The sequence below is a fragment of the Lysinibacillus capsici genome (assembly GCF_003367505.1).
In the GTDB taxonomy this organism is placed as follows: domain Bacteria; phylum Bacillota; class Bacilli; order Bacillales_A; family Planococcaceae; genus Lysinibacillus; species Lysinibacillus capsici.
Window position 1 is genome coordinate 150657 of record NZ_PXXX01000019.1, and the last position, 16080, is coordinate 166736.

Annotated in this window: 8 protein-coding genes; 5 read left to right on the forward strand and 3 right to left on the reverse strand. The window is 36.9% G+C overall.

Annotated elements, in window-relative coordinates:
- Nucleotides 1-43: 43 nt before the first annotated feature.
- A complete protein-coding gene (locus tag C7B89_RS17985) occupies nucleotides 44-2536 on the forward strand; it encodes an S-layer homology domain-containing protein (protein ID WP_115674225.1) in 2493 nt (830 codons plus the stop codon).
- A gap of 88 nt (nucleotides 2537-2624) precedes the next feature.
- Here the strand turns inward: C7B89_RS17985 and C7B89_RS17990 are convergent, their stop codons facing one another.
- A complete protein-coding gene (locus tag C7B89_RS17990) occupies nucleotides 2625-3881 on the reverse strand; it encodes an HlyD family secretion protein (RefSeq protein WP_115674226.1) in 1257 nt (418 codons plus the stop codon).
- Entirely contained in the window at nucleotides 3881-4558 is a 678-nt protein-coding gene (locus C7B89_RS17995; RefSeq protein WP_115674227.1) for a hypothetical protein, read from the reverse strand. Before C7B89_RS17995 ends, C7B89_RS17990 begins: the two co-directional genes overlap by 1 nt.
- A gap of 347 nt (nucleotides 4559-4905) precedes the next feature.
- On the opposite strand from C7B89_RS17995, the gene C7B89_RS18000 reads away from it, so the two are divergent.
- From C7B89_RS18000 to C7B89_RS18015, 4 genes are all read left to right on the forward strand, one after another.
- Nucleotides 4906-8904 carry a rhoptry family protein gene (locus C7B89_RS18000; RefSeq protein WP_244205705.1) on the forward strand — a complete coding sequence of 1333 codons (3999 nt, stop codon included), beginning with the start codon at nucleotides 4906-4908 and terminating at the stop codon, nucleotides 8902-8904.
- 199 nt (nucleotides 8905-9103) lie between these two features.
- Nucleotides 9104-10171 carry a CAP and S-layer homology domain-containing protein gene (locus tag C7B89_RS18005; protein ID WP_112117354.1) on the forward strand — a complete coding sequence of 356 codons (1068 nt, stop codon included), beginning with the start codon at nucleotides 9104-9106 and terminating at the stop codon, nucleotides 10169-10171.
- A 221-nt stretch (nucleotides 10172-10392) separates the two neighbouring features.
- Complete coding sequence (locus tag C7B89_RS18010) at nucleotides 10393-11304, forward strand: C40 family peptidase (RefSeq protein WP_009371892.1); 912 nt, start codon at nucleotides 10393-10395, stop codon at nucleotides 11302-11304.
- 233 nt (nucleotides 11305-11537) lie between these two features.
- Entirely contained in the window at nucleotides 11538-13454 is a 1917-nt protein-coding gene (locus C7B89_RS18015) for an N-acetylmuramoyl-L-alanine amidase (RefSeq protein ID WP_115674229.1), read from the forward strand.
- A 400-nt stretch (nucleotides 13455-13854) separates the two neighbouring features.
- On the opposite strand, the gene C7B89_RS18020 is transcribed toward C7B89_RS18015, so the two are convergent.
- Nucleotides 13855-15822 carry an S-layer homology domain-containing protein gene (locus C7B89_RS18020; RefSeq protein WP_054548732.1) on the reverse strand — a complete coding sequence of 656 codons (1968 nt, stop codon included), beginning with the start codon at nucleotides 15820-15822 and terminating at the stop codon, nucleotides 13855-13857.
- Nucleotides 15823-16080: the final 258 nt, after the last annotated feature.

The window sequence follows — 16080 nt, forward strand, 5'->3', positions numbered from 1 at the left end:
TGACATGGTACGTGCCATACTTTGAATTAATTCGGAGTGAAAAATGGCAAGAAAACTAATAACGATTATTGTAGTCCTACTCATGCTTACACTAACAGTTAGCCCCATCAATGGACAAGCTGCTGGTTTAGGCAATAAAGTCAGTGAAGTTAAAACAGAGGTTTCACCACAGGTAATACATTCACAGCAAAACTATACGTCAGGTTCGATACGTCAGTTTGTAAATGTTTTAGATGTCAATTTAAATAATACATATACAAAACTAGAAATTGGTATGCCAAATCCTATTAATTCATTAAAAACAACATCAGCGATGGCCAAGCAAAACACATATGATGGGCATCGTGTGGTTGGGGCTGTCAATGCCTCTTACTTTTTAGGAAATGGTATGCCTGCGAACTTGTTAGCAGAAAACAATGAAATTGTGAACTATGGTATTTTGGGAGATACATATGATAGCCCAACACAAAAGCCAGTTGCATTTGGTTTATCGAAATCAGGGAAAGCTATTGCAGATTATTATTCTACGAATCTAACTTTCCAAGTGAATGGCAAAAGCTATCCTATTGATCTTATTAATAGTGAAAGAGGAACAAATAAAAACGTTTTATATACACCTGAAAAAAGATCAACAGGGACAAATACATGGGGGGTAGAACTCGTTGTGTCGGGCGCTAGCCAAGATACAAGTACCTTGCATTTTGGTGATCAGTTCTCAGGTACAGTATCTCATGTAACAGCTTACGGAGCAGAAGGTAACTCTTCTGTACCAGCAGATGGCTTTGTTATCTCTGTACAAAATAAAGAGTTAGCAGCTGAATTAAGTAGTATTACAGCAGGTACAAGCGTGGATGTCAGCTTATCAATCGATCAAAAATGGATGGATGCACAGTTCATCTTAGCTGCTGGACCAATGCTTGTGCGTAACGGCAAAGTGGATATTTCTATGCCAACGAATTCAGGGTTTGCTTCTACACGTAGTCCACGTACAGCAGTAGCTATAGATGCTACAGGTACAAAGGTATCTCTTGTAACGATTGATGGTCGCATAAGTGGTCATAGTAATGGTGTTAATTTATCAGATTTAGCTGCTCATTTAATTTCAGTGGGTGCTTCTTCGGCTATTAACCTAGACGGAGGCGGCTCTACAGCAATGGTGGCGCGTAACCCAGGAGGTTATTTCGCCAACCTAGTGAATAGACCGTCAGAGGGTAGTGAACGTCGTGTATCTGCCATTTTACAGGTAGTGAATACAGCGCCACCAGGGAAAGTAAAATCAATTACGTTAAGTAGTGTTGGTCAGGTAATGAAAGGTTCTTCTGTAGATATGCAGGTTGTAAGTGCCTATGATCAATACTTGAATCCAATGACCATCAACCCAGCAAATATGAGCTGGACAGTTGAAGGTAATATCGGCAAAATGGATGGTGCAACCTTCACAGCAACACAAAAGGGTGAAGGGAAAATTATTGGAGAGTATGAAGGAATTCGTACGTCTACAGCTGTGAAAGTAGTAGATCTAGCAGAAAAACCTATTGTACTAGATAGCTTTGATAATACGTCATCTTGGACAACAGAAGTGGCGAAAGCTAATGCTTCATTAGCAAGCTCTAAAGAGTATGCAAGACAGGGAATGGCTAGCTTACAATTAAACTATGATTTCACAACAGCAGGTACAGGTACAAAAGCAGCCTATATGGTTGCGAAAACACCAATTGCTATTTCAGGGCAGCCTAAAAATATCGGTCTTTGGGTATTTGGCGATGCTGGTAAGCATTGGCTAAGAGGCGTTGTCATTGATGGTGCTGGAGCTAAGCACACAATTGATTTTACAAGCCAGGGTGGTTTAGACTGGAGTGGTTGGAAGTACGTGACGGCGAATATTCCGAGTGACTTACCACAGCCATTGAAATTCGAGCGTTTGTATGTTGCTCAGCCAACAGCATCTCTTCAGAAGAAAGGACAGCTGTATTTCGATCAATTACAAGCTGTTTATAAAGATAATCATGAGGAATTAGTTTATACAGATGTAACAAAAGGACATTGGGCATTTTCCGAAATCCAAAGTCTATACGATCAATCCCTTATTAAAGGATACTCAAATGGAACGTTCAAACCAGAGGCATCCATTACACGTGCTGAGGCAGCTACGATCATTGCCAGAGCTTTAAATCTAACTACAACGAAGGATTCTAGCTTTAAAGATGTGAGTAAGAGCCATTATGCATACAGTGCCATTGCTGCAGTTGAGCAGGCTGGCATTATTAAAGGGCAAGAGGCAGGGAAGTTTAATCCAAACGGACAGCTTTCACGTGCAGAAATGTCTGCCATTTTAACAAGGGCCTATAAATTAACGGGTACAAGCAAAGTAAGCTTCTCTGATGTGAAATCAACACATTGGGCATACAGCCATATCCAAGCACTTGTGGCAAATGATTTAACTGGCGGCTTCCCAGATAACACATTTAGACCAGATGCACAAATTACACGTGCTCAATTTGCAAGCTTCTTAAATAGATGTTTATCATTAAAATAAAAATGACGAATCCCCTGTAGTAATCTACAGGGGATTTCTTTTGTAAAAAAAAACCGCCTTGTCCATAAAAAGACGAGGCGGATTTAGGTTAGAAAACGATATATTTCACATATTGCTTCCAAGTTAGCTCTTTAAAATGGCTCCATTGGATTTTCTCAACAGGTAATGTTCTGAAGGTATAAGCTTCGAGATTACGTTTCTCATTCGAGAGCATTGGCGTACCTTCATCAAGATAATCCATAAAAATAGCTGACTTAGCCGTTTTAAATTGTACATTGACATCAATTAGCTGAATTTTACCGTCCTGATTGATGATATACAGCTTTTTGTTCCCTTTTTTAGCTGTGGCTAGCCACGATTTATCGACTTTATAGGAATCGAATGCTTCGTTGACAATAATAGAGGCCTTACCAGTTGTCGAAAATGGGATGTCCTCGAGTGGGGCATCCTGCTGTAAGGTTACTTCATAATTAGTTGGTTGTGGTAAGGTTGCAGTTTTGGCTAGCTCATTTGCCCAAATTGTCTGATCGTCAGTAGCAATCGTTTGTTTTTCTAATACGATGCCAGATAGATCATCCTTGACATGTTTCACCTCGAAATCTACAGTTTGCCCTTCCTCCACCTTTTGCCATTCCTTTTCTGATAAATAGGCAAGCATTGCTTTTTCATTCGAATAGATTTCAAAAGTTAGCGCACCAGCTTCTTCCTTAATCGCTGCCACAACACCATCAATAGGGCTGACAATACCCTGACGAGATTGAATTTGTGTAATTTGGGCTTCAAGTAACGCAATTTGACGATTTGTTTCAGCAATATGTCGATTTAACAGGGCAACCGCTGTAGATGCTGAATTTTGTTGAGCAAGCTCTAATTTTAGCGTTACGGATAGCTTGTCATTGATTTGATCCGTATTAATGGAGCTTTTTGGATTAGAATCGTCTCCATATTCATCCTCAATTTGATCAAGTGCATCCTGTAAATCTTGTAATTCTGTTTCATATGCTGTGCGTTCAGATTCAAGCTTTGTTAACTCCTCATCCACCTCATCCGTTTTATAGGTAGCAAGTACATCATTCATCATCACTTCTTGGCCACGCTTTACATTCACAGCTGATAAGTTAGTTGCATCAGCAGTAATCGTGTATGTCTCAGCAGGCGCTACAATGGTATCTTTATGAACACGCTCTGTATTCGTGCCGATATAAGCTTTTTGAAATTCATCGATAAAGTAGGATCGTGTCACGTTGCTATTATCTTTAAAGACAAAATAAGCATTTATGCCGATTACTAGCATTGCTAACACGATGGTCGTAGTTGTCCATGGTCTTGTTTTGATAAATGCCATCATCCTAACCCCCTAGCAATCCATTCTTTAATTGGTAGTACACTAATCAAACCAACAAATATGGCCATAAATAGCTGTATACCAATCAATTTGACTACTAACATTTTTCTACTAGCTTCTTCCTCCCATTTTGATAGGAAGAGATACTGTACAATAATGATTAAAACAGTTGTTACCGTCAACTGATTGAGGGTAAATAATACGAAATCTGTTTCAATCACCTGTAAGGCAGCAGGAGCTAAGGAGAAGAAAGAAAACATGGTTGTATAGCCTACAGCATAGAAAACAGCAAAGAGGATTGCTTTTTCAATTAATAGAAAGGCTACAACATAAAGCTGCACTCTTTTTATCCAAGTATAAGGAATGTCCGTTAATAGATGTAAAAGATAGGTAACACCATAATAGTGGAAGCAAAAATAGACGATTGCCCATAAAACGGCACCAAGCATCGAAAGTATACGTGCTACATAGTATTCATTTTGTAAATCCTTTGCGAATAAGGACGTTAAATTTTCTGTCCCCATTCCCCAATATTCGCGAGCAGCAAACAACAGGATGAAAAGAATGAACACCGTTAGTACTCTTTTTTTATATCCGATGACCTCGCCTTCCTCTACGATGCTAGTAAAGTAGGTAGGATTTTTTAAGCTATGCCAGAACTTATAATGGTAAAACATAAAACAGCGTCCTTTCTTCCAAAATAGGATATCAAAGTTGTAGTATACACCTTGTAAAGATATTATGACATATGAAAATAGCTGTTTTTTTCCAATAAATTCATTGAAAAAACATAATCTCTTATTATATGTCAATTGGTGAAAACCTTATATAACACCATTGTATAGTATAATTGAAATAACTTCCTGTTTTTCTAGCTAGTAATTTAGAAAAATTACTTTTGATATGTCTCATTTTGTAAATATATTAGAATGGCTTGAAATCAAGCAATTTACACCGATACTAAAGTCATAAATTCTAAATGAAAATGAACACAATCATTTTCCTATACATAAACGATGAAAGGGTGGTTCGATTGAATCGAAAATTGACAGCAGGGGTCATAACGGGTCTTTTATTGGCACCTACGGCTATAGCGAACGCACACGCACAGGACAACGAAGGACAGTCGCACATCTCAATACAATCAGAAAAGGTAGCTTATGCAAATGAGGTTGCAGCAACTATAGCAAGGGAACAACTTATTGCACAATTTGGCAAGCTATCAGAGAATTCATCAGATAATGAAATGGTTATTGCAGATGGTGATATAACGATTGTACAAAATTCAGCTGATTTTAATGCCGATGAAAAAGCTTTTATACAAGCGAAATATGACTATGTAGTTAAGCAACGACTACTATTAAAGAAGCTTAAGGAAATTAGCGATAAGATGGGTACTATTTCATATACCAGCAAAACATTTATTAACGATGTGAAAAATGTACAAAGCCAATATGAAACATTTTTAGGAGATGAATCAACAGCGACATCCTATCAATATGTGCAAGACCAATTCAACCAAGTTGTTCTTGCTGCACTTAATAATGGGGCGAAGGATATTGCCTCAACAGTTCGTGGCACAGTGTTGCAATATGGCTATGATGAAACAGCACGCAATGTCTATTTTAAAGGCAAGGGAATGGATGTTGACAAGTTAAGTAAGCTGAAAGTGGACGTAGCAAAAGTAGAACCGGTCATTACAGAATTAGATCAGTTAGTTGAGTTATTGGAGAAATCTACGGATTATTCAGCTATTTCTCCTGGAATGAATAGTTTTACCACGAATTATAATGCGCTGACAGCAGAGCAAAAGAAAGTGGTCGAAGCTTATAATCCAAATGATGATAAAATCACACCTTTTAAGAAGTATAAGGATGCCTTGTCAGGTTTATCTGCTTTAGATAAAGTGACTTCCAGCATTGTACAGTTAAAAGGTAAGCAACCTGCAGATTTCACTTCAGCCTCAAGCTTTATTAGTGCTGTGACGGCTGTTGAGAAAGCCTACAATAGTCTGGATGCAGCCTCCAAACAATTATTAAAAACGGAATATGAAAGTATTGCACAATATCTTAAAGCAGCAAATATTTCGAAAAGCATTTCAGGGTTGCGTGTATCCAAAGAAGATGTATATCGTACAACAGTCAAAGACATAAAAGCGGAATACGATCTCTTAACGGATGGTAAAGGTTTTGTTAAAAACATAGGGGATCTAGATCTGGCGTTAGCAAATATTGCATATGCAGAGGATATTGAAGGAAAGATTAAAGCCATTAATGTTGTAGAAGAAGCTAATAAAGTAGCTGCTATTAAAGCTGCACGCGAAGCCTATAATAATCCTTCAGGCACAAATATCAATGCGTCCAATGTGAAAAAAATCGTCAATAATCTAGCAGAGCTCACAGCGTGGGAGAAAAATTTAGGTGCTGCCTTAAAGGTAGATAAGTTAATTGATAGCCTTGATCCTGCCGCCAAAACATTTGAAAGTAAAACTTTATCTGCGTGGACTGCCTTTAATAAGCTCACTGAAAATGATCAGAAGCTAGTGCAGGGAGCGACAAAACTAAAGCTGTTTCAAACATACGCAGAAGCATCGAAAACGATTAATACATTAAAGCCGACAACTGACTACGGTACACAGCTTACCAAGTTGAAAGAGACAGTGGAGAAATTAGATACGACTTTGCAAGGGCATGAAACAGCTCTTACTAATTTGAAAACACAGCTGCAAAACAAAATAGATGCTTTAGTTAAAGAGGAAGAAGCGGTACAGGCTGTTACAACGGAAATTGATCTGTTAAATAGCAATATAGCTATTGAAAAAATATTGGATGCACGAGCTCACTATAATGCGTTATCATCAACAGCTAAAAAGCGTGTAACAAATATTAAAGCGTTAACAGATTTAGAGAAATCCTATAAATCAGTCGTTAATGTTATCTCTCTCTTTGAAAAACTAGATTCTAATTCAAAAAGCTATATTTCTAAAGCAAAATCAGCTTATACCGCTTACGCGAAGCTAGATGATAAGAATAAGACGTTTGTCCAAAATTATAAAGATTTAAAAGATATAATTCCTGCGATTGATGTAATGGTGCAAATTAGTGCATTAAATCCATCTAAAAAAACGTATAAAGATGATGTGGTAAAAGCAGATGAAGCGTTTAATAAATTGGGTGAATCTCTTAAGGCAAAGGTAGTAAATAGCGAGGACCTAACAAAAGCACAAGGCTTCATCAATACGGCCAAAGCATTTGATGACCGTATTCTAGCCTTAGCAAATGAAGGCCCTGACACATTTGTCAAAAAGGTAGCCGAACTTACATTAGAATATAAAGCAATGGATAAGAACGCACAGAAGCTAGTGGAGCAAGCCAAAATGTTAAGCTCCTATGAAAAGGATAACAAGGCGGTAATCAAGGTGATTCAAATGATCGATGCCTTAAATCCAACAAATAAGGATTATACAAAAAAGGTTCTTGATGCACGTAAAGCCTATAATGCACTTGATCAAGTTTCCCAAAAACGTGTAACAAACTATGCTAATCTCACAGCTGTAGAGGATGTTGCTTCCTTGATTGGTCTTATTGCGTCGTTAAAACCAACAAGTAAAACTTTCTATCAAGATATGAAAACAGCGCGTGAGCTTTATGATGCCTTGCCAGCAGAGAAGCAGCAAGCGATCGTAAACTATGATGCACTGGTAGCAGCAGAGAATGAACAAGGATTAGCACAGAGTGTAGTCGAGCTAATTAAATTAACAGAAGTGCAAGATGCTGACTATTTAACGAAGCTGATGAATGCGCGTGTAGCATACGATAAGCTGTCATCTGACCAAAAGAAATTAGTGACGAATATTAAAGATTTAACAACACGTGAAAAAGCAGTGAAACCAATTTTAAGTGTGATGGTTCAAATTAATGAACTAGATCCAGAATCAACAAGCTTTGTTAGTAAGGTAAATTCAGTACGTAAAGCGTATGATAAATTATCGAAAGATCAAAAGAAATACATCGATAATATTAATATTCTCTTAAAATTTGAGCCTGTCTCTAATGTGATGGAATTGATTAGTAAACTTAAATCTTCAAGTAACACATTCCTTCAAGATACATCACGAGCACGCTCACTTTACGATGCACTACCTGACGATATGAAGCAATATGTGACAAACTACTACTTATTGCAAGCAGCGGAGTCTAGTATTTTAGGTGCTGGTAATGTCATGCAAATGATTGATGACTTACCATCCGTTGACCCAAAGCAATATGTGAAACGTATTCAAGAAATCCGTGCTGCTTACAATGCTTTACCAAAGGATCAACAACGGGCTGTTCAAAATTATAAAGTGCTACAAGATCAGGAAAAGCTAATAAAGCCTGTAATGAGTATTGTAGAAGATATAGACCGATTGCTAACGGCAAAAGATATGAATAGCCAATACCAAAAGATTTTAAAAGCCTATGATAAGCTCAATGCGGATCAACGTCGCTATGTTTATAACGACCAGCTATTGCTTTCGCTAGATAATGTTATAAAGGTTTATAATAATATTGCTAAATTGAATCCAAAGGATAAATATTACTTTGGCATGGTGGAAGCGGCGCGTAAAGAATATGATAGTTTGAATACGACAGATAAACAACGTATCTCCAATTATGCTCTTTTACTCGAAGCAGAGAAAAGTTTAGCTGATGTGAAGAAGGTTGTGGAGATCATAGCGGGACTGTCTCCAAGCTCTTCAACGTATATTGAAGATGTGGCGAATGCCGTTGCTGCCTATAAGGCATTGGACTCTAAAATTAAAGGACAGGTCATTAATGAGGATGTCTTAAAGCAGGCAGAAAAAGATGTGGCTGCCGTTCTCAAAGTTGTTCAAGCGATTGGAAATATTGATCCAGACAGCTCCTCATTCGAGAAAAAAGTGTTAGCTGCTCAAAAAGATTATAGTAATTTGTCAATTGAGCAACAGGGCTTAGTGTATAATTACCGCATTCTAGAAGACTATCTTAAAATGATTCAATAGTATGATAAAAAAGGAGTTTTCCCAATCAATACAACGGGAAAACTCCTTTTATAAGTAAGAAAAATGAATCCTAATATTAATTTCCAAAAAAGTGAAACTATATCATCTGAAATTCGTATCTTATAGTATAAATGGTCGCTTTGATTGGGAGGTACCATTTGATACATTTTCATTTTGCCAACGTGAGGAGGTCGCCCTGTTGAAAAAATTATTGAGTATAATGGTACTTTCAATAGCTGCAACCGTAGGAAGTTTAACTAGTTTTAGTCAAGTAGAAGCAGCGTCTGCTAAGGCAGTAGATGTGACAAATTCATACTGGGCAAATGCCTCGATTCAACATATGCTCACAAAACAATATATGACTACATACAACGACAACACTTTTAAGCCAGAGCAAGCTATTACAAGGGCAGAGGCTGCTGCTGCCATTGCTCGCTCTCTTCAAACAAACATTGACATTGAGAACCCTGTAAAATTCAAGGATGTTCCTACAACACATCCATATTACAAGGAAATTTGCCAGCTTGTTAAACTGGGAGTTATTCAAAAAAGTGATGCCTTTCATCCAGAAGAGCCTTTAAAGCGTATGCAGGTGGCAAAAATGCTAGCACTAGCTTACCAAATTAAAGTAGATGGCAAAAATAATAGCCAGTTTGCGGATATTACGCGTACGCATTGGGCAAAAGACTATATTGAATCCTTAGCAGATATCGGCATTATTGGTGGAGTGGATGCTAAGCATTTTGCTCCTGACCAATTGGTAACACGTGCACAGTTTGCTGTTTTTGTTGAGCGAAGCATGATTTTTCAACAAAAAATTAAGGCATTGGAAGTAGCCTATGACTATCTAGCAAAGGATTATATCCCAACTGTAAACCTTTCTTCTGAGTGGTCTAAAAAGGTGATTGAATTAATAAATGTTGAAAGACAGAAGAATAAGCTAGAACCAGTTGCTTATGATTCGAAACTGACACAAATTGCAATTATCAAAGCACAGGACATGGTAAATCGCCATTATTTTGAACACGTTTCCCCATATTATGGGGCACCTTGGGATTTAGCGACATTATTTGATTACAACTATACAAGTTTTGGAGAGAATATTGCTAGAAATATTAAAACACCTGAAATTGCTGTTAAGGCATGGATGGCTTCACCTAGCCATCGAGATAATATTTTAAAAGAGCACTATACGAACACAGGTGTTGCAATAGCACAGGATAGCAAAGGAAATTACTATTGGGTCCAAATGTTCTCTAGTCAATAAGTTGTTGTGTAACAAAGAATCGCTAATATTACAGAAATGTTACGAAAGTTCCAAATTACGATAAAAAAATCCCCTTTTTAACGCTGGAAATACCACCAAACGTTGGTATTACAGCGTTTTTTTGCTGTCTAAAACCGTTACACAATTGAAAAATAACATTCGCCTCTTTTGTGATAGTCTATGTATAGGCAAAAAAGTTTTGAGAGGGGTATAACAAAAGTATGAATAAGAAATGGTTATTACCGATTTTTGCATCATTTATGTTATTTTCAACTACTAATATTAATACTGCTGAAGCAGCGTCTAAAGCAGATTTAACTGATACAGCTTCTAAATATTTAGGTGTTCCATATAAATACGGCGGTACAACAACAAGCGGTTTTGATTGCTCTGGCTTTACTTCTAAAGTATTTTCAGACTTAGGCATTCAATTAAACCGTACGTCAGGATCTCAATATCAACAAGGTACTGCAGTTGCCAAGAGTGATCTTCAAGTTGGCGATTTAGTATTTTTCAATACAAGTGGTAGTGGTATTTCACATGTGGGGATATACATAGGTGATGGTAAAATGATCCACTCTCAAACTGGTCAAGGTGTAAGCTACTCAAATGTTAATGACCCATATTATTGGGGCGATCGTTATGTAGGTGCTAAACGTGTAGCAACATTTGATGCTCAACAACAGGCTGAAGTAAAACAAGCAGCTATTGACTTTTCCGTATATGCTTCTCGTGCAGAGGTAGCAGTACAAATTGCAAAAGCTTTAAACTTAGATACATCTGATACTACTACTAGTTTCGTAGATGTAAAACCTACATATGCTCATGCAGGTGCTATTGCAGCTGTAGCAAAATTAGGTATCTTTGAAGGCGATGCAAACGGTAAATTCAACCCGTCTTCACCAATTACGCGTGCACAAATTGCTAAAGTATTAGTGCTAGCATTTGGTCTTGAAAATAATGGTGGAAGTGTAGCTTTTAGTGATGTGCCTCAAAAGAGCTGGGCTAATGAATATGTTTCTACTCTAGCGTCAAATGGCATTACAAATGGTGACGGAGACGGTAGCTTCGGTTCTGATGAATTACTAAAAATCGAACAATTAAAAGTATTTATTGAAAGAATTCAACAATAAGTTCATAAAGTTAACACTTTAATTGTGTCATAGATTGCAAGAAATGATCTTTTGAATAGCGTATAATGGAAGAAGGGTTTGCAATAGCAGACTCTTCTATTTTTATGATAATTTTGTAGGAAAGGATGTGAATTGGAAAATTAAATTTTAACAGTTCTATTGTATGATGCTTTATTTAGCTAATTTTGTTAAAATGGACACGTTAAGAGAACAAGAAGGGAGGAAATAAGACATTGAACATCAAAAAAATTAGTCTTATCTTGTGCGTCTTATTCATTTCGGCTTCTATGTTTACGATACATAGTGCAAGTGTCAGTGCAGCTAACAATTCAAATATAACATTTGAAGATGTTACTAAAAATCACCCAGCCTATGAAGAAATCAATTATTTAGTAAATTTGGGGGTAATTCAAGGTTACTTTGTGAATGGTAAGAGAGTCTTTGGCCCAAATAATAGTGTTACAAGAGGACAAGCAGCTAAAATGGTTGTTGTTGCCTCTGGTAATAAACCATTAGTTGTAAATAAATCTAGCTTTTCAGATGTTACAGTCGGCACTGAAATGTCAGGTTATATAGAACGTGCTGTACAGCTAGGATTTTTCGACAAAAATATAAAAGGTCAATTCTTACCAAATAAGCCTCTAACTCGTGGAGAAATGAGTTATGTATTAACAAAGGCTTTTAATTTAGATACTAGTGAGTATGAGGGGATCGACTCACCTTTTACAGATGTAGGAATTACACATGAATATGTGAAATACATCAATACAATCTATTATAATGGCATTACCAACGGAACAGGTAATACGTATTTACCGAATAGCACTGTAACACGTTCTCAATTTTCATTATTCGTTGCACGTGCAAACAGTGAAAAATATCGATTAGAGCTTCCTGTAAAAGGTGTACAAGTTCCAGATACATCACAAGTCATTGGCTTAGTGAAGGTCACTACAGATGGGTTAAACATCCGTAAGACAAAAGATTCTACTTCAAGCACGAACATTGTAGGCAAAGTCAATACAGGCGGTAAATTATCAGTCTACGCTGTTGAAAGTAATTGGCTAAAGGTTACTTATAAAGGCGCATATGCCTACATCTATAAGCAATATGCAGAATTTGTAGATGCAGATGGTAATGCGTTAGGAACAGTCGAAAAAGAAGTAACGACAAAAAATGCTGTCAATTTATATGTGAAGCCTACATCTTCAGCAAAAGTAATTTCATCGATTAAAGCGAACGAAAAGCTTCCCGTTTACAAAACAACTGGTGGCTACTACTTAACACAAGTAAATGGTTTACCAGGTTATATTGTAGCGAATAGCACTACGGATATTGTGGAGGAAGAAAAGCCAAATCCAAATCCAAATCCAACACCACCAGCTTCTGGTGATGTGCTAGGAAGAGTAACGGTAGCTAATTTAAATGTTCGCAGTCAAAGTAACTCTACATCAGCCGTGTTATTTAAGCTGAATAAAGGAGAGTATGTCCAAGTTAATAACATCAATGGTTACTGGGCAGAAATCACCTATAATGGCCAATCAGGCTATGTTCACAAGTCTTATTTGAAACTATTAAATCAAACAGCTAAACCTTTACAAAATCGTATTATCATCCTAGACCCAGGTCATGGTGGTAAAGATCCAGGTACAGTAAAGGGCTCTGCTTCTGAAAAGAACATTACATTAAAAGTCAGCACACAAGTGAAACAATTACTAGAGAATGCTGGTGCAAAAGTTTATATGACACGTACTGGTGATACGTATCCATCCTTACAAGATCGCGTAGACTTTACTCAAGCAAACTATGGTGAAATTTTTGTAAGTGTTCATGTCAACTCTGCTGCTAATACGTCAGCGTCTGGTACTGAAACATATTATGCAATATCTACAGGAGATATGTATCAGGAAGACATTGATTTAGCGACATATGTTAATAATCAAATTGTCAACAATTTAAATATGAAAAATCGTGGTGTCAAGCAAGAGCAATACTACGTTATTCGTAATATGGTGATCCCTTCTATTCTAGTAGAACTTGGTTTCTTAACGAATGCAGAGGATAACAGTAAAATGACAAATGATCAATACGTTAAATTATTTGCAGAATCTATTTATAATGGTATTTTGCAATATTATAAAAAACAATAATTGATTAAGAGACGATTCCAAAGGTGTACTAGCCTTTAGGATCGTTTTTCTTATTCTCTATATACCCACATAAGAAAAAGACAAACTAATTGATAAAAATGGCTATAAAATTTTTCTAATCATACAAATAATGGGCTAGTTTGATTGCTACGGCTGGCTAGTATGAAAGATAAGGAAAAGACACTTTTGCACATGGGTGATTGGAGTGGAGCTAGCGTCACAGAGGAGAGCCTAGAGCGAACATAAGTAAGTGAAGTGCTCATCGGACGGCCCCTGGAAAGGTGGCTGGCGGAACGGAAATCAATCTCCTGCCTTATAAAAAGGCCTTTTTGCCAGTGACTTTATCTTTTTTCAACAACAGTAAATGGCTGTCTCATTTATTAAGAGACAGCCATTTACGTTATTTCACGGTATTGATGAATTTAATATAATCCTTACTTATATATCCAGGTTCAGTGTTTAGTTTATCTGAAACAATTTGATACCAACCATTTGAGCTTGTATCTGTAACGATGACAGGCATATTACTTTTACTAAATGTGAAAAGTGGACTTTGACTTGTTGATGCATCTGCACGAACATTTAGTCCAGCAGTTGTTGTGAGAGCGATTTTATAGGGATTATTTGCATCTTTAAAGCCTAAAGCTTTTTCTGCACGATAGTAATGTCCTGCAATTTTTGCCCCCCAGAATGGATCTGAAGCGTATTTTACGTTGAAGCCGATAGCCTTAGAACCAACAACTGCGCCATTTGTATAACGTCCACCTGGCGTAATATAATTTGGCTGAAGGAATTTTTCAACTAGCTCATTAATATTGGCTTCCACACTATCAAACTTCTTGTTTAGTGGATTTGTATCATAGACATATAAGCCAAATAGATTGTTTAGATTTTGAGCGTGATCACTCATACCATAGGCACTCTCATGCTGTGCTAGGGATAAAATAAGCATAGCATTGATATGAGAATTGGCTTCCACTTCTTTTAATACAGAGCCTAAACCAAGCAGTTTACTTTTAGTTGTGGCATTTTTATAAATCGAAGCACCTGAGCTTTCAACCTCTGCTAATTTTCCCACAATATATTGATCTAGCTCATCTGCTGTATATTGAGTTGCTGCACGAGCTGGTAAGAACTGATAGTAGTTATAGGCTTCTCCCTTTGAAGAACCATCAGCATTGGTAAAGTTGATGCCATCCCAGCTAAAGTATTTCTCACCCTGCTTCATAAAGCTAGGTGCCTTACCATACACGTAACTAGCAGAATATTTATTAGTTTTATAATCATATAAGGTATGTTTTATTTCACCGTACTCATTTGAGTAATAAGAACGGCCTTTCACTAAAGCAGAAGGAATTAAGGTAACGTCAGTCTGCTTTAAATAGCCAGTATGACCAGCTAAGCGTACTTTTACTTGTGTGGCATCACTACCTAGATACTCCATTTCTGTATTACCCGCAACTGCGATTTGATCCTTAATCGTTTCAGAATTTAGAGCAACATAATTATTCGTTACAACATAACCTGAAGTCATTTTAATAATTTTATCATTTTGAGTAATCACTAAGGAACTAGTCGTCATCGCCTTTTCAGCTGCTTCAAAGCTAGTAAAGGTTTGTTTGTCTACCAAGTTACCATTGGAAACTTCTTTGACGATATATGCAGTAGTATTACCGTTATTACCAGTATTATTGTTGTTCCCATTATTAGTATTACCGTTATTTTCGGAGTTACCATTGTTTTCATTTTTACCAGCGTCAAGCTGATCAGCAAGAAGAATTAATCGTAGAATAAATGTCGATGCCTCACCAATTGTGGCATTGTCTCTTGGTAAAAACATGCCATTGGAGCTTCCTTTAATAAGTCCTAATTGTGCACCGATTGCAACATCCTCACGGAAATCTTTAAAAATAGTTGTATTGTCTTTGAAGGTAATAGAAGAAGTACCTTTTGGTATTTTTAAATAATCAACTGCTCTGATTAGCATCACTGCCATATGCTCTCTTGAAATACGGTCATCTGGCTTAAATGAGCCATCCGTATAACCAGTAATAATCCCAGCAGTAGCGGCAAGCTTAATTTCATTTGCAAATAAATATGTGTCTGACACATCTGTAAACGTTATCTCGTTCTTTGTGTCCAAATTTAATGCTTTTGCTATGTATGTGGCGAATTCACCGCGTGTAACCGTAGCATTTGGACGATAGCTTCCATTTGCATCCTTTAGTAATGCATCTTTCTGAATTAAATAGCGTAGACCACTTTCATGCATATGTCCTGATAGCTCGTCTGCATAGACAGATTGAGGCTGCCAAATGACTAGACTAACAAGCATCATGAGCAACATAAAAATTGATAGTTTTTTCATAGTTTTACCCTCCTAAACTGATATCATTTTAACAAAGTTATACAATCAAGATAAGGGTCAAATGTTAGAAATGCCATAAAATATACCAGCGTTTTATAGGCAATAAGTATGCTTTTATAATTTGGTGTGAAAGTTAGTTTTAAATAGGGGAAGGAAAGTGAACCGAAATTCACATGAGTTTCTTCTATTATATATGTCATTTGTGTCATCCCCAAAAAATAATGCCGTACATTGCTTACTAAGAAACAATGTACGGCA